This is a genomic window from Hymenobacter qilianensis (assembly GCF_014638675.1).
Lineage (GTDB): Bacteria > Bacteroidota > Bacteroidia > Cytophagales > Hymenobacteraceae > Hymenobacter > Hymenobacter qilianensis.
The window spans coordinates 1,506,809-1,533,441 of record NZ_BMFN01000001.1 but is presented as its reverse complement, the minus strand read 5'-3'; the positions used below and the strand labels follow the sequence as shown (position 1 = coordinate 1,533,441).

The 26,633-nt window shown below is 57.3% G+C and carries 19 protein-coding genes; 10 read left to right on the top strand and 9 right to left on the bottom strand.

The window, feature by feature from the left end; all coding sequences use genetic code 11:
- The first annotated feature begins 9 nt into the window (after positions 1-9).
- The gene (locus tag IEW06_RS06525) at positions 10-1,194 is read left to right on the top strand and encodes an ATP-grasp domain-containing protein (RefSeq protein ID WP_229743060.1); all 1,185 of its coding nucleotides are present in this window, start codon (positions 10-12) and stop codon (positions 1,192-1,194) included.
- A complete protein-coding gene (locus tag IEW06_RS06520; RefSeq protein WP_187733392.1) occupies positions 1,191-2,210 on the top strand; it encodes an LLM class flavin-dependent oxidoreductase in 1,020 nt (339 codons plus the stop codon). The genes IEW06_RS06525 and IEW06_RS06520 overlap by 4 nt, the downstream gene beginning before the upstream one ends.
- A 178-nt stretch (positions 2,211-2,388) precedes the next feature.
- Here the strand turns inward: IEW06_RS06520 and IEW06_RS06515 are convergent, their stop codons facing one another.
- Entirely contained in the window at positions 2,389-3,606 is a 1,218-nt protein-coding gene (locus tag IEW06_RS06515) for a molybdopterin molybdotransferase MoeA (protein ID WP_188547751.1), read from the bottom strand.
- 266 nt (positions 3,607-3,872) lie between these two features.
- Between IEW06_RS06515 and moaC the strand changes: the two genes are divergently transcribed.
- Positions 3,873-4,364, top strand: coding sequence for a cyclic pyranopterin monophosphate synthase MoaC (gene moaC, locus IEW06_RS06510; protein ID WP_187733393.1), 492 nt, complete (start codon positions 3,873-3,875; stop codon positions 4,362-4,364).
- Positions 4,351-5,553 carry an NTP transferase domain-containing protein gene (locus IEW06_RS06505; RefSeq protein ID WP_229743059.1) on the top strand — a complete coding sequence of 401 codons (1,203 nt, stop codon included), beginning with the start codon at positions 4,351-4,353 and terminating at the stop codon, positions 5,551-5,553. The genes moaC and IEW06_RS06505 overlap by 14 nt, the downstream gene beginning before the upstream one ends.
- 269 nt (positions 5,554-5,822) lie before the next feature.
- Here the strand turns inward: IEW06_RS06505 and IEW06_RS06500 are convergent, their stop codons facing one another.
- The gene (locus IEW06_RS06500; protein WP_187733394.1) at positions 5,823-6,239 is read right to left on the bottom strand and encodes a molybdenum cofactor biosynthesis protein MoaE; all 417 of its coding nucleotides are present in this window, start codon (positions 6,237-6,239) and stop codon (positions 5,823-5,825) included.
- 52 nt (positions 6,240-6,291) lie between these two features.
- Positions 6,292-6,534 (bottom strand): MoaD/ThiS family protein, encoded by a 243-nt coding sequence (locus tag IEW06_RS06495; RefSeq protein ID WP_187733395.1) that lies wholly within the window; start codon positions 6,532-6,534, stop codon positions 6,292-6,294.
- 138 nt (positions 6,535-6,672) lie between these two features.
- Between IEW06_RS06495 and moaA the strand changes: the two genes are divergently transcribed.
- The 3 genes from moaA to IEW06_RS06480 all read left to right on the top strand — a co-directional run bounded on the left by moaA (position 6,673) and on the right by IEW06_RS06480 (position 9,386).
- Positions 6,673-7,680, top strand: coding sequence for a GTP 3',8-cyclase MoaA (gene moaA, locus IEW06_RS06490; RefSeq protein ID WP_187733396.1), 1,008 nt, complete (start codon positions 6,673-6,675; stop codon positions 7,678-7,680).
- 273 nt (positions 7,681-7,953) lie between these two features.
- Positions 7,954-8,148, top strand: coding sequence for a hypothetical protein (locus tag IEW06_RS06485; RefSeq protein WP_188547749.1), 195 nt, complete (start codon positions 7,954-7,956; stop codon positions 8,146-8,148).
- A gap of 431 nt (positions 8,149-8,579) precedes the next feature.
- Complete coding sequence (locus IEW06_RS06480; protein ID WP_187733398.1) at positions 8,580-9,386, top strand: alpha/beta hydrolase; 807 nt, start codon at positions 8,580-8,582, stop codon at positions 9,384-9,386.
- 42 nt (positions 9,387-9,428) lie between these two features.
- Here the strand turns inward: IEW06_RS06480 and IEW06_RS06475 are convergent, their stop codons facing one another.
- From IEW06_RS06475 to moeB, 3 genes are all read right to left on the bottom strand, one after another.
- A complete protein-coding gene (locus tag IEW06_RS06475) occupies positions 9,429-10,589 on the bottom strand; it encodes a putative sulfate/molybdate transporter (RefSeq protein ID WP_188547747.1) in 1,161 nt (386 codons plus the stop codon).
- 68 nt (positions 10,590-10,657) lie between these two features.
- Positions 10,658-11,068, bottom strand: coding sequence for a hypothetical protein (locus IEW06_RS06470; protein WP_187733399.1), 411 nt, complete (start codon positions 11,066-11,068; stop codon positions 10,658-10,660).
- 103 nt (positions 11,069-11,171) lie between these two features.
- Positions 11,172-12,281: a molybdopterin-synthase adenylyltransferase MoeB gene (gene moeB, locus IEW06_RS06465; protein ID WP_188547745.1), complete on the bottom strand. Its 1,110-nt coding sequence runs from the start codon at positions 12,279-12,281 to the stop codon at positions 11,172-11,174.
- Between the two features lie 351 nt (positions 12,282-12,632).
- Here moeB and fdhD point away from each other — a divergent pair, with 351 nt between their 5' ends.
- From fdhD to IEW06_RS06450, 3 genes are all read left to right on the top strand, one after another.
- Positions 12,633-13,514: a formate dehydrogenase accessory sulfurtransferase FdhD gene (gene fdhD, locus IEW06_RS06460; protein ID WP_223284755.1), complete on the top strand. Its 882-nt coding sequence runs from the start codon at positions 12,633-12,635 to the stop codon at positions 13,512-13,514.
- Positions 13,515-13,526: 12 nt separating this feature from the next.
- A complete protein-coding gene (locus IEW06_RS06455; protein ID WP_187733400.1) occupies positions 13,527-13,850 on the top strand; it encodes a DUF7009 family protein in 324 nt (107 codons plus the stop codon).
- Between the two features lie 158 nt (positions 13,851-14,008).
- Positions 14,009-16,564: an FdhF/YdeP family oxidoreductase gene (locus tag IEW06_RS06450; protein ID WP_188547743.1), complete on the top strand. Its 2,556-nt coding sequence runs from the start codon at positions 14,009-14,011 to the stop codon at positions 16,562-16,564.
- Positions 16,565-16,927: 363 nt separating this feature from the next.
- On the opposite strand, the gene tamL is transcribed toward IEW06_RS06450, so the two are convergent.
- The 3 genes from tamL to IEW06_RS06435 form a co-directional block, all read right to left on the bottom strand.
- Complete coding sequence (gene tamL, locus IEW06_RS06445; RefSeq protein WP_188547740.1) at positions 16,928-19,306, bottom strand: translocation and assembly module lipoprotein TamL; 2,379 nt, start codon at positions 19,304-19,306, stop codon at positions 16,928-16,930.
- A 142-nt stretch (positions 19,307-19,448) separates the two neighbouring features.
- On the bottom strand, positions 19,449-24,587 hold the full coding sequence (locus tag IEW06_RS06440) for a translocation/assembly module TamB domain-containing protein (protein ID WP_188547738.1): 5,139 nt from the start codon (positions 24,585-24,587) through the stop codon (positions 19,449-19,451).
- 317 nt (positions 24,588-24,904) lie between these two features.
- Positions 24,905-26,566 carry a DUF4394 domain-containing protein gene (locus tag IEW06_RS06435; protein ID WP_188547736.1) on the bottom strand — a complete coding sequence of 554 codons (1,662 nt, stop codon included), beginning with the start codon at positions 26,564-26,566 and terminating at the stop codon, positions 24,905-24,907.
- Between the last annotated feature and the right edge of the window lie 67 nt (positions 26,567-26,633).

Sequence of the window (26,633 nt, the reverse complement as noted above, 5' to 3'; positions counted from 1 at the left end):
GACTGGCTGGTGCTCCTGTTTTCGCGGCTCCGCCTTGTAGGCGCCAGTGCCGAGCACCTCGCTACCGCTATTCAGGCCTTGCTGGCTACGGCCCTGCGGCGCTCCAACTTATTCGGTCTGTTTCATGCAGCAAAAAAGCCCCCCAGCTTTTACTGCCGTTGGCAACGCGCCGATTTCCAATGTTTTCACTTACTTACTATAGCACCTAACATGTCTGATTTACAGAAGCCTATCGGCATTTATTATGAGCACCCCGAATGGTTTAAGCCCTTATTTGCGGAGCTGGACCGCCGCGGTTTGCCCTACGAAAAGATTGACGCTGCCCATCACCTGTTTGACCCCGCCGAGAAGGAAAGCCGCTATAGCCTGGTGGTGAATCGGATGAGCTCTTCGGCTTATCTGCGCGGACACGGACAAGGCATTTTTCACACCGCCGGCTTCGCTACTCACCTGGAGCGACTGGGCGTGCGTATCATCAACGGCTCGGCGGCTACGGCTATTGAGACGAATAAGGCGCGCCAACTCTCCCTGTTCGAGTCATTGGGGCTGAGCTACCCGAAGTCGTTCGTGATAAACCACGCCTCGCGGGCCGTGGATGCGGCTAAGCAGCTGCGCTTTCCTATTGTGGTGAAGGTGAACATTGGCGGCAGCGGCGCGGGCATTATTCGCTTCGATACGCCCGAAGGCCTGCAAGCAGCCGTGGACGCGAATCAAATTGATCTGGGCATCGACCAAACGGCGTTGGTGCAGGAGTACGTGACGCCGCGTGGGGGGCATATTACCCGCGTGGAAACCCTGGATGGCAAGTTTTTATACGCCATGAAGGTGTACACGACGGGCGAGAGCTTTAACCTTTGCCCAGCCGAAATCTGCCAGATACCCGACGAGCCTACGGCCGGCGACTTCTGCCTGACCGAAGCACCCAAGAAAGGCATTCAGGTGGAAGCTACTACGCCGCCCGATGAGATAATTGAGGCCGTGGAGCGCATAGTGGCTTCCGCCAAAATCGACGTGGGTGGCATCGAGTATCTGATTGATGACCGCACCGGCGAGGCACTGTTCTACGACATCAATGCCTTATCCAACTTCGTGGCCGACGCCGTGAACGTGGTAGGCTTTGACCCTTACGCCCGCTTCGTGGACTACCTGGAGCAGCAACTCGAATTGACCACCGCAAACGCTCTGACAATATGAAATTCGGGTATTGGCTTCCCATTTTTGGCGGTTGGCTCCGCAATGTCCCTGATGAGCAAATGCCTACGTCGTGGGACTATGTAAAACAGCTGGCCCAGCGCAGCGAGGACTGGGGCTACAGCCTCACGCTGATTGCTGAGCTGTATTTGAACGATATCAAAGGTCAGGAAGCACCGGCCCTCGAAGCTTGGAGCACAGCCGCAGCCCTGGCAGCCTCGACCAGAGAGCTGGAAATAATGGTGGCGGTGCGGCCTACTTTTCATAACCCGGCTTTACTGGCCAAACAAGCCGCCAACATCGATCTGATTGCACCGGGCCGCTTGTCGCTGAACGTGGTATCGTCGTGGTGGCGCGACGAGGCGACCAAGTACGGCTTGCACTTCGAGCAGCACGACGACCGCTACGCCCGCACCAAAGAGTGGCTGGATGTGGTGACCAACGTGTGGGAAAAGGACCATTTTTCCTACGAAGGCAAGTATTATCAGCTGACTGACAACGTGTTGCAGCCTAAGCCTGCCAAGAAGCCCTTCCTGTACGCAGGGGGCGAATCGGAGGCGGCCAAGGATCTTATTTCCTCGCAGTGCGACGGCTACGTGATGCACGGCGACTCGCCGGAGCAAATTGGCCAGCGCATTGCCGACATGCGTCGCCGTCGTGAGCAGAAAAATTTGCCCCCCATGAAGTTTGGGGTGGCCGGCTACAGCATCGTGCGCGACAGCGAGCAGGAAGTGAAGCGCGAGCTCGACCGTATTACCAACGTACAGGCTTCGGCCGCGGGCTACGGCAACTACCAGCAGTGGCTGGCCGGCACGCAGCTGGAGCAGCAAGTGTCGCTACAAGATTACTCAGTATCCAACCGCGGCCTGCGCACTGGCCTCACCGGCACGCCCGCCCAGATTCAGGACCGCATTGGCGCATACGAAGCTGTGGGCGTTGATTTCTTCCTGTTGCAATGCAGCCCACAACTAGAGGAAATGGAGCGGTTCTCGGAATCAGTGATTCATGTGCTGGCGTAGCTGACTTTTTTCTCGCATCGATAGCCACAGCTGAAAGACTACTTTAAAAAGGCGGTCATGCAGAGCGACAGCGAAGCATCTCGCGTGTTTAGTGAGAATACTAACCTCACATCAGCACGCCAGATGCTTCGCTGTCGCTCTGCATGACCGCCTTTTTTCTTGAAAAGTATTTTATACTCTAGCTCCGAAACCGCAGCAGCGGCCACACCTGGCCGGCTGGGAATTCGGTTTGTTCCGCGGGTAGTTCCAGGAAACCGTCGCAGTGAAGCAGGCTGGCTAAGTCGCCGGAGCCGCCGGCTCGTTGCGGGTGAGCCAGCAGGCGGCCGTCGGGGGCCATCTCTAGTCGCACGGGCAGGAAGTGAGTGAGGCGCGGACGAAAGCTGACATCAGTGACCAGCTCAGCTACTGCGGCAGGAGCGGGGGGCATTTCGGGCGACTGGCAGGCGCGGAGCCAGGGCTGCACGTAGCGGTAGTAGTTTACGAAGGTGGATACCGGATTGCCGGGCAAGGCAAATACTACCGCGCCGCCTGGCTGCTGCCCGAACCAAAACGGCTTACCCGGCCGCTGCTCTACTTCGTGAAAAATCTGCTCCACGCCTAGCTCGCGCAGCACGCCGGGCAGGAAATCGGCTTGCCCTTTGGATACACCACCGCTGAGCACTACCGCATCGAATTCGCGGAGCAGTTGGGGCAAACCTTGGCGCAGAACGTCCTGGTCGTCGATGAAATGAAACGCTTCGGTAGTGGCGCCGGCGGCCTGGGCAGCGGCTTGCAGCATGGCAGCATTGGAGCGCCGAATCTGGTGGGGCAGCGGCTGCTCCGCCACGTCCACCAGCTCATCGCCGGTGCTGACGATGGCGAGGCGGGCCAGCCGCGTAACCAACACTGTGGCCGCACCAATAGTAGCCGCCACGGCTATTTCGGCCGGGCCGAGGCGGGTACCGGCAGGCACCAGTAAGTCGCCCTGGTGACGGTCGGCAGCGCGGGCATGCACGTTGTGACCGGCTCGTTCAGGCAAGCCTTGAATGGTAACGGTGCGTTGGCCATCAACTTCTTGAAAAGTCACGTCTTCGTAGCGCACCACTGTATCAGTGCCGGGCGGCAACACCGCGCCGGTCATAATTTCGACGGCGGCTTGCGGATTCTGTAGCGGCTGCGGGGGGGCTCCGGCGAACTGAATAGTCTCAATGGGAAACGTAATTTGCCCCCCAGCTACGGCCTCGAACACCAGCGCAATGCCATCCATCGCTACTCGGTTGAAGGGCGGAAAGTCGCGGTCGGCGGTAAGGTCCTGACGCAGTACGCGGCCGGTAGCAGCCAGCAGCGGCACCGTTTCGGCAGGCAGCGGGCGGACGGTAGTTAGAACAAGACGTTCGGCTTCGGCGACAGAAATCATAGAAAACGGAGAATAGTTGGACGGAAAACACCGAAGCACGTTTGTGGTTGCGTATCGTAAATTGGGTTTATTCTGGCTGTTTGCCGCGTGAGCTGTTATAGTTTCGGAATGTATTCCTCTACTTTTCAATCCTGCTAATAAAAAGGCGGTCATGTAGAGCGAAGCGAAGCATCTCGCGTGTTTACCAAGGTCACTAATCAGCCGTCAGCACGCGATATGCTTCGCTGCCGCTCTGCATGACGTATAAGTAAGAAAAGCTCACCAATATGTCTGAATCCCATTCGCTTACTCACCTCAACGCCGCTGGCCAGCCGTCTATGGTTGATGTGGGGGGCAAAATTGCTACCCGCCGCGTGGCTCGCGCCCGCAGCCGCGTGGTGCTGGGCGCCGAAATTCTGGCGCTGGTGCAGGCCGGTGATTTGCCCACCAGGAAAGGTCCCGTGTTTCAAACCGCGATTCTGGCCGGCGTAATGGCCGCTAAGAAAACCGCCGACCTGATTCCGCTCTGCCACCCGCTGGGGCTCGACGACTGCCAGGTGCGCATTGAAGTAGCCGCGCCCGATGCCATCATCATCGAATGCACAGCTACCGTAACGGGCAAAACCGGCGTAGAAATGGAGGCGCTGATGGGGGCTTCCGTGGCGGCGCTTACGGTGTATGATATGTGTAAGGCATTGTCGCACAACATTGTTATCAGCGAAACCCGCCTGATCGAGAAGACCGGCGGCAAAAAAGATTTCCACCATGTCGACGAATAAAACTTCCACCGATTTGCCCCCCAAACCCCGTACCAAGCACGCCGCGCTGGCCCGCCCCAACATCGGTGAGTTTGGCCGCCACGAGCTGGCTATTTTGGGTGCGCCCTGTGGCAAAATAAAGGACCTGGTGGCCCGCCTGCTGCCGCACTTGGCGCCGGCGCTGAGCGTGGGCTACGTAGATGCCGACCACGCCACCGCCGACGCCGATGATACGGCCGGCGCCAGCGCCATACTACAAGCCGGTGCCACGGCTGAGCTGACCGACAAGATTCAGTTTCGCCGCCTGGATCAGCCACGGGCTATGGACCGGTTTAGTCAGCCGGAGTGGCTGGCGCACCAGAATCTGGTGCTGGTGAACGGCAATCATTTTCGGGCAAAGCAGCAGATTATCATCCTCGACCCAGCCAAGCCTCTGGACCGCAAGCTGGATAAGCTCACTGATGTGCAGCTTATTTTGCGCGTGAACGCCGAGCAGGAGCTACCTGAGTACCTCAAGAATCATTTGCTTAACGCTGGCCAAATCACGGTGCTTGATCTAACGGACACGGAAGGCATTGCAGGATTTATAAAACAATGGTGGCAGGCCAGCGCCCCACCATTGCGCGGCCTGGTCCTGGCTGGGGGGCAAAGTCAGCGCATGCAAACCGACAAAGGACGCCTGCACTACCACGGCCAGGAGCAGCGCGAGTACGTGGCCGAGCTACTAGCTACTGTGTGCACCGACGTGCACGTATCCTGCCGCCCCGACCAGGCAGCCGACTTGCCCGCTTCGCTTCAGCCTCTCCCCGACCGTTTTCTAGATTTAGGTCCTTTAGGGGGCATTTTATCCGCTTTCCAGTTCGACCCCAACGCGGCTTGGCTGGTAGTAGCCTGCGACCTACCTTTCCTCTCCGTCGATACCCTGCAACACCTCGTAGCGCACCGCCAGCCGGGTAAGATGGCCACCGCTTACCAAAGCCCGCACAACGACTTCCCGGAGCCGCTGATTACCATTTGGGAGCCCGGCAGCTACACCACGCTGCTGCAGTTTCTGAGTCTGGGCTATTCGTGCCCCCGCAAGGCGCTCATCAACTCCGACGTGGCGGTATTGAAGGCACCCGATGCGCGCGAATTGCGCAATGTGAACACTCCTGAGGAGCGTGAAACGGCGCAACGGGAATTGGCCTCACCCCCCGGCCCCCTCGCCTAGGGGTAACGCGCTTCAAGCGTTTGCGGGGGAGCCAGACGTCAGTCATTCAACGCCGCACTTTCGGCTCGCGCCTCCAGCACGGCAACCAGTTTCATCCGCTGAAATCAGCATCAAAAAAGCCCCCCCAGATATCTTCTGGGGGGGCTTTTTTGCTTTGTAAAACCAAGAAAAGAACGCGGTAGCGGTTGCGGAGGCGGCAGCCGACGTAGCCGCGTAGACTGAGCGGCTGGCTCCCCCTCTTTTTGGGAGAGGGGGCCGGGGGGTGAGGCCTACGGATGCGCGGCCACCCACACCTGCCCGTCCTCAAACTCTTCTTTCTTCCAGATCGGCACCACTTTTTTCAGGGTGTCGATGATAAACTGACAGGCGGCAAACGACTCGGCGCGGTGGGGCGTAGATACGGCTACCACCACGGCTACATGACCAATTTCAAGCGTGCCTTTGCGGTGCACAACGGCTATTTTTTGTAGCATTGGCCACTTTTCCTGGGCCTGCTCGGCCACGAGGCGCATTTGGTGCACCGCCATGGCATCGTAGGCTTCATAGTGCAGGCGCACCACCGGCCGGCCAGTCGATTGGTTGCGAACCGTACCGATAAAGGCGTTGACAGCTCCCGCGCCTTCGGCTTCTACGGCAGCAATGGTAGCGGCTACATCAATTGGCTGGTCGGTGAGTTCAATGAGCATTGGCAAAGTTTAGCGAGGAGAAATAGGCACCTATAATTAACTGGGGGGCTTTTTAGCCGCCGCTGACGGGCGGAATAAGCGCAATTTCGTCGCGCTCGTGCAATTGATAATCATCGGCGGCATACTCGCTGTTTACGGCTACGGCGCAGCTGGTTAGGTCACGCAGCTTTGGATATTGCGTGCGGAGCTGTTCCATGAGGCCGGCCACCGATTGCGTGTCGGGTGCGGTCAACTCCAGCTCGGAGCTGCCGACAATTTCTTTTGTGATGCCGAAAAGAGAAAGTTTGAGTTTCATTTGTTGAGATGTCAGTTCGTAAATTGAGCCTATCTGAAGGCGCTGCGTAAAGCAAAGTACATCGAACCATTTTTGTTCCGAAACCGTCCGGTTTACGACGCCGAACGTTATAGATTGCCGCTGCCTTTCACCTCGTCTATGCCTGTTGCTCCTTCCGTTTTGTACGATAATCACGGCCGTCCGCTCGAATACGTGCGCGTGGCCGTTACGGACAGATGCAACCTGCGCTGCTTTTACTGCATGCCCGCCGAAGGTATCGAGTATATGCCCAAGCGCGATCTGCTGAGCTACGAAGAAATGGAGCGCGTGGTCGGTATTTTGGCCGGATTAGGCGTGCGCAAAGTACGGCTTACCGGTGGTGAGCCCTTCGTGCGCCGCGACCTTGTGCCTTTTATGGATCGGCTGAGCCGGATTCCGGGCATTCAGGATATCAGTCTGACAACCAATGGCGTACTCACCGCTCCGCACATCCCCGAGCTGGTGCGCATGGGCATCCGCAGCGTTAATTTAAGCCTCGATACACTCGATCAGGCCCGCTTCCTGCGCATTACCCGCCGCGATGAGCTACCCCGCGTGCTGGACACATTATACAAGTTGCTGGCTACCAACATTGCGGTCAAAATAAACGCGGTGGTAATGGATGGGCAGAACATCGAAGACCTGATTCCGCTGGCCGAGTTTACCCGCGAACTGCCCGTTGATGTGCGTTTTATTGAAGAAATGCCCTTCAACGGCGGTAGCCACGGCGCCATTGCGCTGCCCTGGAACCACATTCGCATTCGGGAGCATTTGCGGGGGGCTTTTCCAGGTCTGCACGCGCTGCCTACGCCGGCTGGCGCTACGGCTACGGCCTACGCTATTCCGGGCCACATGGGCCAGATAGGCATTATTGCTGCCTACTCACGGACTTTCTGCGGCACCTGCAACCGCATTCGCCTTACGGCGGAAGGCGGGCTCAAAACATGCCTTTATGACCAAGGCGTACTCGATGTGCGGGCGTTGCTGCGCAACGGTGGCCCCGACGAAGAGGTACGCGCCGCGCTGATCCATGCTTTCCGCCACCGCGCCGCCGATGGCTTCGAGGCCGAGCGGCAGCGTCCCGTACATCAGCTTAATTTCGAGTCGATGTCGACAATCGGGGGCTAAGCTTTCGATTTCAGGTATTGCTTCTAAGCGATGCTGAAGCAGAGCTATTTAGGCTTTTAACGAGATTTTAATTTGCGTTCACTTTGCGTTCACTTTGCGTTCACTTTGCGTTCACTTTGCGTTCACTTTGCGTTCATTTAAAAAATACACCATTTAAGTAAGTATTAACACATATTTGACGCTACATGCTGCTTTTACTATTTAAGTATTATTTCAAGAAAATACAGTCCTGCTCAGCTTGCGCAATAGGTGAGAGAGTTGGAAATTGCAGGTATGAAACCTTTGCAACCCTCTGACTTGATGCAGCGTGACGGGCGCGAGCGGGCAGTCGCCTGGGCTCTAACCATTACGCAAAACACACCGCTGGCACCTGCACAGCGTGAGCAGCAGTTATTAAATCAGTTTGTAGCCGGCGAACTCTCTCTGGACGAGGTAATTACCCTTCTGGATGAGGGGACAGAGGACTAGAAATATTTACCCCTCTTGAATCAAACGATTCGTTAAGAATGGCGCAGAAAGTACAGTGCGTTCGATTCTTCCCAGTGCCCGGCAGCCGGTAAAACTCCTCCACGCTCTTAGCAATAGGGCACTCAGCATTATCGTGGTATACATCCTTAACACCGATGCCACGCACTAAAGAATAAAATGGAGGAATGCGCTTCATAAGAAGCTCAACGGTAAAACACGGTTTTTGGTTGAGCTAAAGGAGAGCTTTGCAGGCTGTTATGCCTTACGGCTATTACAAGGCTTACTTCCTGGTAAATAAAAGCTTACGCCAAGCTGCGGCTAACTTATGCAGCCCACACCCGACTTAGTTGCGCCGCTTGCCGTAGTGTAATAGCTTAGTTGTAAATTAGCTTACCTACTCGGCCACCAGCAACTAGGCGCAAGCCTATGCCATGAAACTTTTCCTTGTTGCATTTGGCGTAGCCTTGGTGCTATATGCGGCGGTGTGCTGCCTGCTTTATTACAAGCAGGAAAGTCTGCTGTTCTTTCCGCAAAAATTGCCCCCCGGCTACCGATTTTCCTTCCCTGTTCCCTTCGAGGAGCGCTGGATACCGGCCGCCGATGGGACGCGCCTGCATGGCTTACTCTTCACCACGCCAGACCCGAAAGGCCTCATCTTTTACCTGCACGGCAACGCTGGCTCGCTGACCAGTTGGGGTGATGTAGCGCCGGTTTACACCCGCCTTGGTTACGACGTGTTTATGCTCGACTACCGGGGCTACGGCAAAAGTGAGGGCACAATCAGCACTGAAAAGCAGTTCATTAGCGATGCTGAGGTGGCGTATGAGCATGTCAAAGTTCGGTACCACGAAAACCAAATTGTGGTGGTGGGCTATTCGCTGGGTACGGGGCTGGCAACCTGGCTCGCTGCTCATTATCAGCCCAGACTGCTCATTCTGCAAGCTCCGTACTACAGCTTTCAAGACTTGGCTCAGCACTTTTACCCCTGGGTACCGGGCGTATTGCTGCGCTACCCCATGCGCACCCACGAGTTATTGCCGCAGGTAAAAGCGCCGGTGGTGCTCATCCACGGCGACCAGGATGAGGTAGTATACTATGGCTCGTCATTGAAGCTCAAACCCTTGCTCAAACCCACCGACCGGCTTATTACGCTCCCCGGAATCGGGCACAACGGCATGACCGAAACTCTTATCTACCAGACGATAATCCGGGGTATCCTGAGCGCGCCGACGGTATAACTCTGTGGTTTGCCTGCGCAATACATGTGTTTGCTGCCCCAATTACTTGCCCAAGCCAGCCCAACCGCGCTGCATAGCATAGTACACCGCCGTACCAATCACCAGTCCTACCAGATACCCATACGGTAGCCCGCCACACAGCAAACCTACCAGCAGGGCCACCAGCAAATCGGCGCGGGAGCCGGTCAGGTCGCGGATGAGAGCGGCTAGCGTCAGGGATTCAAACAAGAGCAGAATACCAAGTATAGGCAGCGGGAATATCTGCACAATTTGGGCGAAGCCCTGGCTGAAAAACAGGCCCATCACCAAAAAAAGCCCCCCATATAGAATAACGGAGCCCCCGGAGCGTGCCCCAAACGCATGGTGCCCTACCAGCCCCCCGGAGCCGTGGCACACCGGAACCCCGCCAAAAAACGGATTGACCAGATTCATCAGCGAGTAAGTGAAGCTGATTTGGCGGACAGTAATGCGGCGCTCGGGGAAGAAGTCGGTGAGGACTTGCTTGGTGGCCAGAATGGAATTGCCGAGGGAAAGCGGGATCTGAGGCAAGGCCAGTAACAGGGCTCCGGTCAGCACATCGGCACGGTTGGGCGTATGCCAGGTAGGTAAATGGAAGCCCAGCGCGGCGTAAGATGATGTAAGATCGAGCTTGAAAACCAAGGCATAAATGCCCCCCAGCGCAATGACCAGCAGGGCCGCCGGCCAGCGACGGTTGCCAAGCAGCGCCACCGTGACGCCAAACGCGGCGGCAGCCAACAAATAGCCCCCCAAGCCATCGGCGGGCACATATTCCTTGAGCGCCAGAGAAGCCAGTTGCAAGGCCAACCCCAACTGAATACCGCGTACCACGGGTTTGGGCACCAGTCGGGCCAGCCCATCAATCAGCCCCAATACCGACAGCAGGAACATGACCACACCAATGGCCAGCCCACCACCAAAGATGACGTTGCCGGGCAGTTTTTGGGCAATAACGAGGGCCGCAAACGCCTTCAGTGGTTGCACTGGCATGGGCAGTCCGTACCAAAATCCCGAAAAAAGCTGCATCAGCCCAAACATGATCAGCACACTGGCGCTATCAACGTTTGAGGCGGCAATGATGCCAATAAGCAGCGGCAGATCGGTGCCCAAATCCCCGAAAGCCCCCGCCAGCTCATTGCGGTCAAAACGAATATGGCGCGGGGTTGGGGCGATACTGGGGGGCATTTTTGGCACTTATAATCTTACTGAAGAGCTGCTTGGACAAGTGGCTGGAGCAATTATTCTAGCGACGCTTATGCCTCCTGCAACCAGCGCGTGGTCTCGCCTTCGTCATCAAAAACATTGACCAGAAAAGGACGCTCCGGCGCGAGCATATACGCCACGTGCTGCTGGTGCGCCGGGTCATTGCGGAAGCGGTCGTAGATATAAGTCGAATTCAGAACGCCTAAGCGCAGGCGCTGGGGCAATAATCGGGCGGCGGCTTGGGGGTAGAAGGTAGCACTGGCCCACGCACTCAGCTGCGGATCGGTGTTTTCGCGGCGGCGCACATCCAGCAGCCAGCGGGCGCAGCTATGTTCAGCCGCCACTTCCAGCATGGCCTGATAATCAGCCTGCAAGACCGGCAGGGACGCATCCTGGTGCCAGCGCACAATCAAAATTCCTAAATCGGGGCGGTAAGCAATGGTGCGGGTGGTGGTATCCAACGGGGTAGAATTAGAGCAGAATAGGCAGGCTCGGGTCAAATATGCATCGAATACTCTACTTAGCATGGATGCATGGTAAACTACTAGCTTCTGAAATCCTCCCTCAATACTGCGGCATAGTTGGATCAACCTCCAGCGCCCAGGCATGAATGCCCCCCGTCAGGTTTTGCAGATTGGTGAAGCCCGCCTTGGTTTGCAGCTCCGTAATAGCCGCCGCGCTCCGCCCGCCGTGGTGGCAATACACCACAATGGGGTGATGGCGAGGCAACAGGCTGGCGCGAGCCACTACCTGGCTCAGCGGAATAAGGGTAGCCCCCGGCAAATGAAAGCGGTAATACTCCTCCGGCTCACGCACATCCAGCAGAAACGGCGGCGCTTCGGAGGCCAAAAGCTCTGCCAGCTCCGGCGCTGTTATGGCTACTGGCGTGGCCGAGCAGAGCTCCGCATAATCGGTGGGGGAAGCCGTGCTAAGGTTGAGTAGGGAGTGCTCGGGGTGGCGCGAAAAGCGCAGAATGCGCGACTGAAAACTCAGCGCATCGAATACCCAAAGCCGGCCGCGCAGCACTTCGCCCAGCCCCATCAGCACTTTGAGCGCCTCCGTTGCCTGGGCGCAGCCAATGAGCCCGGGCAGCACGCCCAACACACCGGTGGTGTCGCAGTTAGGCGCCTCGGCCGCCGAGGGCGTCGTCGGGAACAGGCAGCGATACGTAGGGCCGTCTTGGTAATTGAACACCGAAACCTGCCCTTCAAACTTATAAATGGCCCCCGAAACCAGTGGTCGGCCCACGCTCACGCAGGCGTCGTTGAGCAGGTAGCGGGTGGCAAAATTATCGGAGCCATCGACCACCAGATCGTAGGCGCCCACCAGCTTCTCAACGCTCACCCGGTCTACGCGCCGGGCGTGGATTTCGCATCTGATGGATGGATTGAGGCGCTTTACAGCACGGGCGGCGGCTTCGGCCTTCATTTGGCCAATATCGGCGTTGCCGAACAGAACCTGGCGCTGCAAATTGCTGAGCTCCACCCGGTCGGAGTCGGCAATGCCGAGCGTCCCGACGCCGGCGGCGGCCAGGTATTGCAGCACCGGACAGCCCAGGCCGCCAGCGCCTACCACCAGCACCCGCGCCCCCAGCAGCCGCGCCTGGCCCTCCTCCCCTATTTCGGGCAGCTGAAGGTGGCGGCGGTAGCGTTGACGGTCTTCTTGAGTAAGCATAGAACAGATAAGTAACTATAGAAACCTAGCTAAAGCAAATTTAGGTTTATCCACAAAGGTGAGCGGCACGTCTGATTGGGTCACTATCGTTGCTGATAATGTTTAATGTATACTCATCCATTTAAAATCCACCTGTTTGTCATCCTAAGGCACGAAGGACCTTTTCACACCAGGAAAGTCGTACAACTGCTATAAAGTCCTTCGTGTCTCAGGATGACAGGAAAAATAACACCCCACAAAGACTATCTGCAAGTACGCCTCTCTACACCTGTAGGCTAAACTAACGTAGGCACTAAGAGTTAATCATCAGCTGATAACTACCGCTTTTTCCGTTTCTTAATTCCTGCACTCGTGTCCGCGCCCGTTTTTTTGCCCCCCACCAGCTACGATTACGTCACTGTGCACAAGGTGCAGGGCGAAGAAATAACAGTAGCCTCCGATGTGCTGGCCGCCGAAGAGCCCCTAGAAATTCGGATTGGCTACGGGCCCAGCGGGCAGCGCGAGCATCGTACCCTGTCCATTACCATGCGCACGCCGGGCCACGACTTTGAGCTGGCCGCGGGCTTCCTACTCACCGAAGGCATCATTCGGGGCCGGCAGGAGTTGCAGGGCGTCATCTATTGCCCCGATGTAGAAAAAGAAGAAGAGCGCGAAAATGTAGTGCGGGCCGAGCTTTCCCCCACGGCCACCCCCGACTTGCCCCGCCTGGAGCGCCACTTTTATACCAGCAGCAGCTGCGGCGTCTGTGGCAAAACCAGCATCGACGCGGTGCACGCGGCTTCCTGCCCGGTGTTGCCCAAAAATGCCCCCCACGTAAGCGCGGCCGTCATTCATCAGCTGCCAGAGCGGCAGCGGGCGGCCCAAGCCTTGTTTGAGCAAACCGGCGGCTTGCACGCAGCGGCTTTGTTTTCGCCCGAAGGCGAATTGCTGCTGCTGCGCGAAGATGTGGGCCGGCACAATGCTCTGGACAAAGTAATTGGCGCGGCTCTGCTGCAAGAACAGCTTCCCCTGCACCACACCATACTGCTGGTGAGTGGGCGGGCATCATTTGAGCTGGTGCAAAAGGCGGCCGTGGCCGGCATTCCCATGATGGCTGCCGTAGGCGCCCCCAGCTCTTTGGCCGTAAAAGCCGCGAAAGACTTTGGAATGACGCTTTGCGGCTTCGTGCGCCAAGGCCGCTATAATGTATATTCGGGCGAGTGGCGCATAAGCGCTACTGCGTCTGACACATAAACCTTGCTACCCATGAAACTACGCATTGAGGATAACTCGCTTCGTTTGCGCCTGTCGGAGGCGGAAGTGCACCAATTTGCCGAAACGGGACGGGTAGCAGCCGTAGTCCCGCTAGGTCCAGCCGCCACCGACGCCCTGACTTACGCTCTTGAGCGCGTAGAAACGGAGCATTTTCGGGTCTCATACGGTGCCGGCGCCATCACCGTGAAGGTGCCCGCCACGCTGGCCAATCAATGGACCACAACCGATCAAAATGGGTTGTCGGCAACCTTACTGCTCACCGATACTCAATCACTCAAGGTTTTAATCGAAAAGGACCTGGATTGTCGGCACTAGTGGCGTAACTTTCTCTTACGCTCTTCGTGGATGGTTTTGGCTAAAGTGCTTGAAAACCAATAAAAACCTTTTTTTGTTGACAACAATCCAGACTGTACGTATTTAATAGAGTTTCGCTGTTTCGTTGCGCCCACCCACCTTCATTCTCAGCTCTTATTATGGAAAAGTCCCCCGCCGAAGACCCCAGCAAAGCCGGCCGCACTCACGAGCAAACGGCCCAGGACAACGTGCCCAAAAGCGGGGAACGTCCTGATCAGGGAGTAGCGCCCACCAACGACCATTATAATCCCGAAGGACAGTTGAAGAAGGAAGAAGAACACATTCCGGCCCCCGAGGTGGCGCGCGCCAAATACCTGTTTCCGGTGTTGGCCCAGCCCGTCGAAACCCTGACTGGCCTGAAGCTGGAAGAGCGCATGAAAGTAGCTGCTGGGGTTACGGCCGTTATCAAATCTATGCAGTTCAGCTGGAGCGAGGGTGGCATGAACCGTGGCACCCGCGGCCTGCTTAAGATGAACCAGAAGGACGGCTTCGACTGCTCTAGCTGCGCCTGGCCTGACCCCGACGACCACCGCTCCGTGGCCGAGTTCTGCGAGAACGGCGCCAAAGCTACCGCCTCCGACGCCGACGATAAAAGCTGCGGCCCCGAGTTCTTTGCTAAGCACAGCCTCGCTGACCTATCGCGCATGACCGACCGCGACCAGAACAACGCCGGCCGCCTCACGCACCCGCTCATCAAACGCCCCGGCGGCACCCACTACGAGCCCGTCGAGTGGATGGAAGCCTTCCAGATCATTGGCCGGGAGCTGAACGCGCTTTCCTCGCCCGACGAGGCGGCGTTTTATACCTCGGGCAAAGTGCCCAACGAGCCGGCTTTCCTGTTTCAGCTTTTCGTGCGCGAGTTTGGCACCAACAACCTGCCCGACTGCTCCAATATGTGCCACGAGAGCAGCGGCTCGGCCCTAAGCCCCACGCTGGGTCTGGGCAAAGGCTCTGTCACGCTCAATGACATTCACGAGGCCGAGGTTATTCTGGTTATTGGCCAGAATCCCGGCACCAACCACCCGCGCATGCTCACGGCTTTGCAGAAAGCCAAGCGCAACGGGGCCAAAATCATCAGCGTAAATCCGCTGATCGAAGCCGGTCTGAACCACTTCAAAAACCCTCAGGATTTCATGAACCCGGTGCGGGCCCTGGGCGCTCTGATGGGCGACGGCACGCAGATTACGGACGTATACCTGCAAGTACGCGTGGATGGCGACATGGCCCTGCTGCGCGGCATTATGAAGCATTTGTTTGAAGCCGAAGACCGCAACCCTGGCCAAGTGGTAGACCGCGCTTTTGTGAATGAGTTCACTACAGGCTTCGAGTCTTTTGAGCAGAATATTCGCAACACGAGCTGGGAGGATATCGAGGAAATCAGCGGTGTTTCGCGGGCCGAGCTGCTGGAAGCGGCTAACCTCATTGCCAACAAGCAGAAAATCATCACCTGCTGGGCCATGGGCGTTACGCAGCAGCGCAAGGGCGTCGAAACCATCCAGGAAATCATCAACCTGCAACTGATGAAGGGCGCCATCGGCAAGCCGGGCGCGGGCACTTGCCCGGTGCGTGGCCACTCCAACGTGCAGGGCGACCGGACCATGGGCATCTGGGAAAAGCCGCACAAAAACTTTCTGGACGCGCTGGAAAAGGAGTTCGGCTTCTCGCCGCCCCGCGAGCAAGGCTTGGATACCGTGGAAAGCATCAAGGCTATGGTACTGGGCAAAATCAAAGTGTATTTCAGTCTGGGGGGCAATTTATTAGCCGCGGGCCCCGATACCGAGCTGATTGCCGAAGGTATGCGCAAGCAGAAGCTGACCGTGTTTGTGGGCACCAAGCTCAACCGCGGCCACCTCGTAACCGGCGAAACCAGCTTGTTGCTTCCCTGCTTCACCCACCTGGATATCGACATGCAGAAGTCGGGCCACCAGATGACGTCCTGCGAGAACTCGATGGGCGTAGTTAGCCAAAACAAAGGCGTGCTGGTGCCGCTCGATGGGCAGATGCTGAGCGAAGTAGCCATCATCAGCGGTATGGCCCTGGCCACCATCGGGCACCGGACCAAGGTAGATTGGGTAGCCATGACCCAGAACTACGACAACATCCGCGACCATATTGCCCGCGTGATTCCGGGCTTCGAGAACTTCAACGAGAAGCTCCGCCGTCCGGGGGGCTTTTATTTGCCCAACGGCCCCCGTGAGCGGAAGTTTACAACTGAGAACGGCAAAGCCAACTTCACTACCACTACCCTGGAAAAGCCCCTCCTGGAGCCCGACCAACTGGTATTGATGACCGTGCGCAGCCACGACCAGTTCAACACGACCATTTACGAGTACAACGACCGCTACCGGGGCATCCACGGCGAGCGACGCGTGCTGTTCATGAATAAGCAGGACATGGCCGCCCGCAGTATTAAAGCCAAGGACCTGATCGACATCACCAGCCACTATGAAGGCGAGCAGCGCACCGTAGAGAAGTTCGTGGCCGTGCCGTATGATATTCCCAAAGGCAACGTGTGCGCTTACTTCCCCGAGGCCAACCCACTGGTACCAATTTCCAGCGTGGCTAAGGTGAGTAATACGCCTACTTCCAAGTATGTGGTGGTGACGGTGGTACCTGCTGCCGTTTCTAATGGCGCTTCGGAAAAGGCAATGGCTCGGGAAGCGGTGGAGGCGTAAGCTTCTTAGGCGGCGAAAAAGCCCCCCAACGATTGGCCTCACCCCCCGACCCCCTCGCCTAGGGGTAACGCGCTTCAAGTGTTTGCGGGTGAGCCTGACGTTAATCGTTCTACGCCGCACCTTCGGCTTTCGCCTCAGGCACTACTACGAGTTCCATCCGCCAAGCTCAGATCCAAAAAAGCCCCCCAGATTTTTCTGGGGGGCTTTTTTACGTTGCAAAAAATCTAAGTCGGTAGCGGTTGCGGAGGCGACAGGCGACGTAGCCACGTAGAACGATTAACGTCAGGCTCACCCGCAAACACTTGAAGCGCGTTACCCCTAGGCGAGGGGGTCGGGGGGTGAGGCCAATCGCCAGGGGTAAACCTAGAACGGATAGCCGATACCGATATTCAGGCGCACGGCCTTAAAGCCGGAGTCCAGCTTATTATAATCATCGCCATTCGGCGTTTGGAAAGCTGAATTCTCAAACGGATAAATGAGCGGGTAGGCCGCATCGAAACGGATAACGAAGAACTGCACGTCGATGCGGATGCCGGCGCCGGCGCCCACGGCTAATTCCCGAAAGAAGCTGTTGAATTTGAACTGGCCGTTTTTGCCGTCGGGCTGGCCGTTGGCATCGAAGGTAGGGCGGTCGGCATCGGCATTAATCAGCCAGATGTTACCCGCATCAACAAACAGAGCGCCTTTCACATACGGAAACAAATCGTGGCGGTATTCGATGTTGGCTTCCAGACGCATGTCGCCGACCTGGTCGTAGAAGCTGGTTACATCTTCCGGGTCCTGAGAGCGGTACGTGCCCGGTCCGATGCCCCGCGCGGCGAAGGCCCGCACGCTGTTCGGTCCTCCAATACCGTACTGCTTCAGATAAGGCAGCACATTGGAGTTCTTATACGGCACGCCCACTCCAATCAGCAAGCGCGTAGCAAAGCGGTTGCCGCTGGTAGCGTCGGGCGACACGCGGAAGTAGTCGCGAAACTCCAGGTTGACCTTGGTGTACTGCGAAAACTCCTGCCCAAACAGCTCGTAGTTGCCCTGCTCATTCTGGGGGGCTCCTTTAGTGCTTTGCAGCAGGTACGCCAAGTTGCCGGCCAGCTCTACTCCTCCGCTAAAATAAATCTGGTTGCGGCGCTGCTCCAGCACCTGCTGGTTGTAGGTATAGGTGTAGCTGCTACCCAAAACAAACTGCTGACGGAAGCTATTGGCCAGGAAAGGCCGCTCACGCAATAAAGAATCGAAAGCTGCATCCGTGTTAGCCAGGCGCAGGTATTCTACGTTGATGGGCTGAAGCTGCTGCTCGTTGGTGACCTTGGTTTTCCAACTGTAGCCATAGCCCAGATTAAATACATCCTGCTGAAAAAAGTTGGTGCGCAGCACGTACTTATAGCCCGCGTTGAAGAAAGTGCGGGGCTGAAAATCCGAGTTGCGCAGACGGATATCAAAAGGCGGCGTAATCAGGCGCGGCACCAGCAGCTGCCCATCTACCCCAATGGTGGTTGACGTAACGCCCGACTGAATACCGTTGCCGGTTTCAAATGAGGCCCGCGCATTTATCAGCAGCTGCTCAGCGCCCCGCAGGGCAGAGCGGTTGCGAAACTGCAAGACAATGCCCGGCCCGGTGAAAATGTTGGACACGTTCATCTGTACCTCCGCCCGCAGCGACTTTTTGGGCACCTGCGTCATGCGTACCAGAGAATTGAGGTGGCCGTAGCCCCCCGAATCGGGCTGGTTGGCGGCCCGGTACCGGATGTCCACAAACTTGAAGGTGCCCAGGCTCATCAGTCGGCTCAGCGTCTGGTCGGAGCGGCGGCGGCGGTAAATGCTGTCGGGGTAAATGAAGGTGGCGTTGGTAATAGCCTTAGCCTTAAACACTTTCTCGTCGGGGAAGTAGCGGTAGCCCCGAAACATGACTGGCTCCTTGGCGCCTTCCGTCGTATCAGAAAGAGTATAGTCGGTATCCAGCGTCACCCGATTAAGCACATACGGCTTAGCCGCCTGGGGCGGAATGGTACCCTTAATTTTCAGGTAGACATTCGCTTCATTATCCAGGGTGCTATCTACCTGAAACAGAATATAATCGGGGTTGAAATAATAGTAGCCCTGGTTTTTGAGCGCCGCGTCGATACGTACCCGCTCGTTAATCATGGTTTGCAGGTTGTACGGGTCGCCTACTTTCAGCAGCGAGTTTGGCTCCGTGGCCCGAATAGCGCGGTCGATGAGCGTGTCGCGGTCGGGGAAGTGAATCTCTTTGATCAGATACGGCTTGCCCACCGCCGCCACATAATCAATGGAGGCCGTGTTATCTTTCACCTTCACCTTGCTGCTCACGGCGGGCTTGAAATAGCCATTGTTGTAAAGACGGTTGGTCATCAGCCCCTTTACATTGTTGGTGTCCACGGCGCTCAGCAGCACGGGCTCTTCGCCGTATTTATCGGCCAGCCACTTGCCCAGGCCCTTGGTTTTGCCCTCGCCCATGTGCCAGAAATACAGCTTGGGCCGCAGCCCCAGAATGGAGCTGTTGGGCTTGGGCGTTATCACCGACTCCAACTCCGTCGTCAGCACCGACTCATTCGGAATAGCGCTTTCCGACTTAATCGCGACGGTGCTGCCGGTGTAGAGCTTGCTGCCTTCGGGAATAAACTTGGTGCCGGAGCAGCCAGCCAGCAGCAGGACAAAAAAGCCCCCCAGCCACCACTGGGGGGCTTTTTTTGCGATAGCAATAACGGTGTGGGTCGTAGAAGGCACGGAATAAGTTGGAGATTTTGGGTAGATAATGGCAGAATGTAGAACGGAGTGGCACTCCGTTCTTACGCGAAGCGCAAAGCCGTAACCGCGCCCGCGTGGGCTTGCCGCTAGGCGGCAGAACGGAGTGCCACTCCGTTCTACATCACCGGCCCGCCGTCGTCTGGCGCCGCGCCAAGCGGCCGGCCTCACGCCGGGGCACGGCCACGGTTTGCACGGAGTCTTTGACTGCTTTTTCTTCCTGTTTTTCGCGTTTGCGGTTTTGCTTGCGTTCTTCTTTTACGTCTTTGTCAATGCCCTGAAACAAGTCGGCCAGGGTCTTGTAGTCGCGCTGGAAAATGAGGGAGGCGCCGTTGCGCACGTACTGCCCATCGATGTCGCCGTAGGCGTTGTTGCGGTAGGCGCGCAGGCGGAGGCGGCCGTTAGCCAGAATATCATACTCAATGCTCACGTCGCCGGCGAAGTTGCTCACGCTTTGCTGTCCGCTCGAAGCCTGGTTGCCCCCGGCCAACGGCACATCCGTACCCAGTCGCACCGTTACACGGTCGTTGAAGAGCTGGCGACGCACGGCCACGTTCAGGTCGGTGCGCGTTTTCTCGGAGCCCGAGGAGAAGTCAGCCTGTGAGTTCACGCCCAGCTCCACGCCTAAGTTGGAGAGGTAGCTGCCCGTGAGCTTGTTAAGCTGCTGGGTAAGCACCTGACTGGCGCTACCCCGCAGCTGCTCCGCCACCAGGCTACCTCCACTCGACTCGAACGGATTGGCAGCTAGGAAGCGCTCCAGCACCAGCAGTGAGAATACCTGCTTGTTCAGTTCGTCCGTCTGGCTCGGCTGGCGTAGCTGGGCCAGACGGTTTTCGATTTGGGGCCGCAACTGGGTACGGGCATCTTCGGGCAGTTGAATATCGAAGCTGATAACGGGCTTGAGCAGGTCGCCGTTTACCTTCAACAACACCTCAAAGGGCAACTGATTGCGCCCGATCGTCTGCAAGCTTTCGTCGGCTTCACCCTGCCCGGCCAACAGCTCCGCGGGGGCCGTTTTGACATTGAAAATAGCCGTTACGTTGGTTTGGGCATTATACGGGTCGCCGCTCCACGTGATAGAGCTGCCCTGGGCAATCTCAAATTCGCGCGAAGCTAGGTCGTATAGAGACATAGCGTACTTGCCCTCCGTCACATCCAGCCGTCCGCTGAGCGTAATGGTACCCGCAGGGTCGATGGCGGTGTTCAGCGTGCCGGCGGCCCGCACTTGCAGATTGTCGCCGGAGGCCTGGTCGATGACAATGGTAAACGGCGTCTCATCGGTCACAGTCACGACGGCGGCAATATCAAAGCCCTCCGCCGTTTGGGCCGAATCGACGGGTGCCTGACGGGCCAACATAGTATCGAGCGGCGCGCTGAGGTCGATGAACTCGACAATGCCCTCTCGCTCTACCGCCACGGCCTCATCGTTGGGCACCACCACCGTCAGATTGGAGCCTTCCACTACGGTAGCCGTGGTGCGGATGCGCGGCAACGCAAGATCCCCGGTTATGCGCGTGTCCGAATCGACCAGTAGCTTGCCGTAGAATATTTCGTTATCGCGCTGGGTGCTTTGCACGGCCAGAAAGTCATTCGTAACGGCTCGCAGCTGAAAGCGGTAGTCGTCGATGTAGTTCTTGGTGTACACGTAGCCGTTGATTTCCGCCTTGTTGTTCAGCGAATCCAGAATGGTAAAGTCCTGAAACTTGATTCCCTGCTCATCGAAAGTCAGGCTTTCGTTGGGCAGCGTGAAAGGGGCGCCAAGCTGGGTAAGCGTAAAGCCGGCATCGTTGGTATTGAGCGTACCGCGCAGCTGGGGGGCATTTGTAGTGCCTCGCACCGTAAAATCACCAGTCAGATAGCCCGTCATCTCGCGCACCTCGCCGAGCGCGAAAGGCTCGGCCGTATTCAGGTTCAGGCGAGCTACGTTGATGGCCATATCCAAATCGCCAGCCGCCAAGTAGTAGCCCGTGGCCCGCACTTCGTTGTTGTTGGGCCCGCCCGTCAGGCGAGCATCGACCTGGTAGCGGTCGGCAGTGGGATTAGTTGCATTCAACGACAAGTCACCGATAACCGACTTGTTGTAGGCGAAGCTGCTCAGGGTCATGTCGGCGGTAAATGCCTGGCGCGGCTGGCCCAGACTGCGTACTACAGCCTGCCCGTTGAGCGTACCGCCCACCAACGAATCCTGCAAGCCGCCCGCTACAGCCAGCATGTTCAGATCGAGGCTGCCCAAGCGCACCTGCAACGGATATTCGCCCCCCGGCAAGGTTTGCAGCTCGATAAACTGCTGGCCCTGACTTAAGCGCACGTTTTCGGCTCGCACTGCCCCTGATGCCAGAGTATACTGCACCTTATTATTGGGTGCAACCGTCCATTTCTGGTTACTCACCACCAGATTTTCATCAAAGCTGAACGCATACGCGTCGCCTTGGCTCAGCACTTGCAGCACCCCAGCCAGATTCAGCAGCTGGGCGCTATCCGACTCCGCAATGCGCACGCTTGTAGCCACCTGGTTGTTGGCCACGTTGCCGGTTATGCTGGGGTTGGGCAGGCGCAGACTGGTATCCTGGCTGGCCTGGCGCATACGCAGCGCGTAATCCAGCTTTTGCGGATCGGAGGCAATGGTAAGCTGGGTCGAGTCGAGCCGGAAGCCCTCGTAGATGATAACCGGAATCCGGCTGTTCAGCGTCAGGTTAGCTTCCCGGCTGTCGAAGCCGCCGGTCAGGTTGAAAGGCGAAATCTTGGTTAATCCCGGTACAAAGGCCGCAATCGGGCGGGGCTCCAGCACGCGCACATCGAAGGTGAAATTGCGGGCCGGACCGCCCGCCACGTAGCGCACATCGGGCAGGTCGAAGTAGCGGTCGATGTGCTGCTGAAGCACCGTTGCCAGATCACCTAGCGGCGTATTGCCATCCAGCTTAACCGTGAAAATATCCGAGGTCACGTCCACCGCCGAGCGACCGGGCTGTTGCACAATCTTACCTTCCAATGTGCCAAAGGCAAAAGGCTGGTTATCACGCACAACTACCACATTCTGCCCCGAGAACGTGCCGTTGATGGAATTGGCATCAGCACCGCTGAGGTTGGCCGTCAGGTTGCCCTGCACGCGCAGGTCGCCGCCGGTATAGAAGCCCAGCGCCGTCAGATTTGCCCCCCGCAGGTTCAGCGACGACACTTCGTAGCTCGGGTTGTTTGCGTCGCGCAGATTCACAGTCGCCAGCACGTCGAGGTTCAGGTTGGGGTCGGTTTTGCTTTCGGCAGCAATCACATAGCGGTTGCGGTCGATGTCGACGGTGGCGGCAATGTCGCGGTACGTGTAGTTATTGTACTCGGCCCGCTGCACGTCGGCCACTAGGCGGCCTTGCATGGTAGCCGGGTCGAGGCCGCGGGCATTCAGGCGACCAGTAGTCGTCACGCGTCCAATGGTCGGATCTCGCAGCACGGCACCCACGTTGAAGTTCTGTACCGAGAAGCGAGCCGTAACGGGCTCCCGGCCGGCGGGGCCGGGTTCCATATTCACCACGGCCGTCGCGTTGCCGAAGCTGGTGTTTACTTTCAGATTGGTATCAAACACCATGGCCGTAGGGCGGCCCTGAAACGTGCCCGATACCGCAATGCGCGGCGGCAATTGATACTCCCGCGGAATAGTACCGGCGGGAGCCAAACTCTTGATATCGGCCGCGGTGGTCGTAAACTGCGCGATGTTGAGGTCGGTGTAGAGGCGGCGGTCTACTTCGGGCAGGCCCTGAATGCGGCCACTGGCGCGCAGCACCGTATTGCGAAAGCCCACCACATCCAGGTTCTGCACCCGGAAGTCGCCCACGCGGCCATTTACGCGCCCACTCACCAGCACCGACTGGTTAGGGCCAGTAGTAAACGGTGGGGTGCTGGCCAAATCGGGGGCCAGATACAGAATATCCCGGAAGCCCAGGCGGGTTTCGCGCAGGTCACCCTCAATGCGCAGCTGGCCCAGCTTCTCGGTGTCGGCCAGGGCATCTAGGCTTTCGTAGCCCATAGCCAAAGTGCGGCGGATGCGCGTGTGGGGCGTTATCAGGTCGAGGTTGTCGAGGCGAGTTTGCACCGAGTCGAAGACGACATCGGCCGTGGCGCTTTCTACCTCAAAGCCGCTTTGCTCCTTGCCCGCCAGATTCACGATGCGGCCCGTGGTGCGGTTTTCGGAGTAAAACAGGTTCTCCGTATTCAGAATCAAGTCGGTAAACTTGAGGTGATTATAGTCCATGCCCCGCACGCGGGTTTTTTGGGCGGGCTCGTTAAAGTTGTCGAACGCCACATCTACCCCGTTGATGTCGGATTTCTTGAGCGTAACCACCCAGCTGGCTTCCTGGCCGGTCGCTTTCTCCACCGATTCATTCAGGTCGCGTACAGCCTCGGCCGGATTGATGATGCGCTCCTCAACGGGCACGTTCTCATTTTGGGCGTAGGCGAAGGAGGTGTTGCGCAGCAGCAACGTATTGAGGGCCACCCGCGAGTTGCGCAGGTCGATGTTGTCGGTGGTAATGTCGGCCTGGCCGATGCGGGTGGTGATATACTGGGCCGAGGGGGCATTTTTGTACGTCAGACTGACATTATTGAGCTGCGCGCGGTTCAGGCCCAGCTCCAGTTCCAGCGGCTCACTTACGGCCGTGTCCGGGGGGGCGTTTTTGCTCTGCACAATGTCGATGCGGGTGTTGCGCAGAGCCGCCTGATCGATGCGGTAGGTGGAGGCGTCCACGTCAACGGCGTCCATGTTCACGGCCAGCTCGCCTACGCGCGTCTTCACGGCCATGCCTTCCACCTGGTCGTCGTAGCGGAGGCGAATGTTGGTCAGGCGGGCGTCCCCGATGTTGTACTGAAACCCGGCGCTGGCCGTATCGACGGGGGCCGTGGTGGTGTCGCCGGTCGCGAAGGCGGCCGTGATATAGTCGAAGTTGAAGGTGCTGTCGGGCAGGGTGCGCGTGATGCCCACGGTACCGTCATTCAGCTCCACCGACTTTACGTTAATCTGCGATTTGGTGAGCGCCCACAAGTCAATGTTGACGCCCAAATGACCCACGGCCAGCAGGGTATCGCCCTTCTGGTCTTCCAGATACACATCGTCGAGGGAAATGGCGTTGCGCCAGTCGGTGCGGAATTTCCCGATGCGCACTTCCGTCCCGATCTTATCTTGCAGATAGCCGCTGGCTTTGCGCGCCGCAAAATCCTGGGCAGCCGGGAATTGCAAAGCCACCACTACCAGGATTACCAGTAGGACAATAAAAGCCACCAACCCCAGGATACCATAGAGGATGCGGCGAACGTAGGTAGGCAGGGATTTGATAACTCAGCTGTGCTTAAAGTGTTCAGTATCACCCAACGAAAAAAGGCCATGCTAGGTTGGCTGGGGGGCTTTTTTGCTGTTAGAACGCTCTATATATCGCGACTGGTGCGGCGTGAAGCACGAAACTTGCGAAACCAGCAAGCGGTAGTGTCGAGCTTGGTGACGGTGTCTATTTGCACCTGCCAGCAGTGTGCAACCAGCAGTATGTAAACAAAAAGCCCTGGCTCTCGAGCCAGGGCTTTTTGTTTATCCTAATAAACGGGTTAAAAACCTGGCGCAACTGCTAAGGAAAAGATGAAAGGACCACCAGCAAGGTTGAGTTTGCGAAGAAAAGTGGCTCTTGGGGTCGCTAGGTCAAGAATCGAAACCTCATTTTGGTTATTACTGCCAATTGAAATAGCATAGGCCGTATTGCTAGTACCTCCAATATCAAAAACATTAACACTGGTCGTGGTCGAGCTAAATCCACTCAGGCCTATTGTCCCGATTTCGGTCAGCGTGCCTGCGTTAGGCGGATTCTGAAGATAAAGCTTATTGCTACCCAGAACGTACAACTTGGTAGAGGTTGCGCCGACAAAGCTATTATCATAAGCCACTGCACTTACGGATGGCAAGGCAGGATTCAGATTGCTATCTACGGTAACAACCCCGTCGGTGGGGTTCACCCTTAGGTTTTGCCCCCCACTACGTCTCACGATACGAATACGGTCGTCGATAGGGTCGAAATCAAATGTATAAGCGCTAGTTCCTGAAGAAAAGGATAAGGGGATACTCAGGTCAGCTACAGGCGTAGCCATAGCCGTTACCAGATCGATGGTATAGAGCCTAGTACTGGCGATATAGTCGATTCCGTTCAGATAGCGGGCTCCTTGCCCTATTATCAAGGCGTAGAGTTGACCAGTTGCCGGGCGGAAGTCCAGGCCCACGACTTGTTGGTTTATAGCCAACCCACCGAACTGCTGCGTGATGGCAGCGGTGGGGTCAGTGGTGTTCGTTGGGTCGAAAGTGTACAAGGAGTTAAAAGTTCCTCTCAGAGGAATAGTTATAAACCCGGCAGCATAAATAACTGGCTGAGTGGGAATGGCGATGCCGGAGTAGGCTAAGCTAGTTGCGTACTGAGCTAAAGGCCGCGCCGCGCCGGTAGCCAGATTTACGGTGAAGAGAGTAGGGTTGCCACTTACACTATATAACCCAAGAGCGGTGCCAGTTTTGGCATCAATGTCGAAGCCCCCGTCGCCGCTAATGTTCAGGTTCAGACTCCCGACCGCTACTAATGTCCCGTCGTTAGGCGGATCCTGGCGGTAGAGCTGATCGGTGGCCGGGTCCAAGTCATAGAGCACCGTTGTAGCCGCTTTTGTCGTATTGTTGGTGTAGGCCGCCCCATTAATAGCAGCGCCCGCTGCGCCAGTGATGGCCCCATCGGTAGCGGCCACTGCGCCCGTCTCCGGGTTCAGCCGCAAGTTCTGGCCCGTGCTAGTGACCAAGCGAATGCGGTCCACGGTCGGGTTGAAGTCGAAGCCGACTAAATTGCCCCCCAGCGCTGGTGTGAAGGCGCCACTGCCGATGGCTCGGGCCGCGCCGGTATTCTGGTTAATGACATACAAGCGGCTCGCGCTACTCACCCCGTAAAGCTGACCCGTAGCGGGGCGAAAGTCGATGGCCAGCAAAGTCTCGCCATTGCCCAAGCCCGTAATGTTGACTGAACTAAGGCGCGTGGCGGCATTTTTCGTGGAGTAGGCGTCGAGCTTGGTGCCCCCCGATAGTGCGTAAAAAGCAATGTCCTGGCCTAATGGGGGAAAGGTAGGAATAACTGGTGGTGGAGTGGGCTTGGGGAAGTACTGCTCCAAGATGTCTTCGCAACTCGTGAGTGACACCAATAGCAAGGCAGCGGCCCCAAGCTTGGCAAGTGAAGAAGTTGTTTTCATACAGCGATGAGAGTAAAATGAAATACAAAACATAGCATCAAAGCCCCGACTCTTGAGCCGGGGCTTT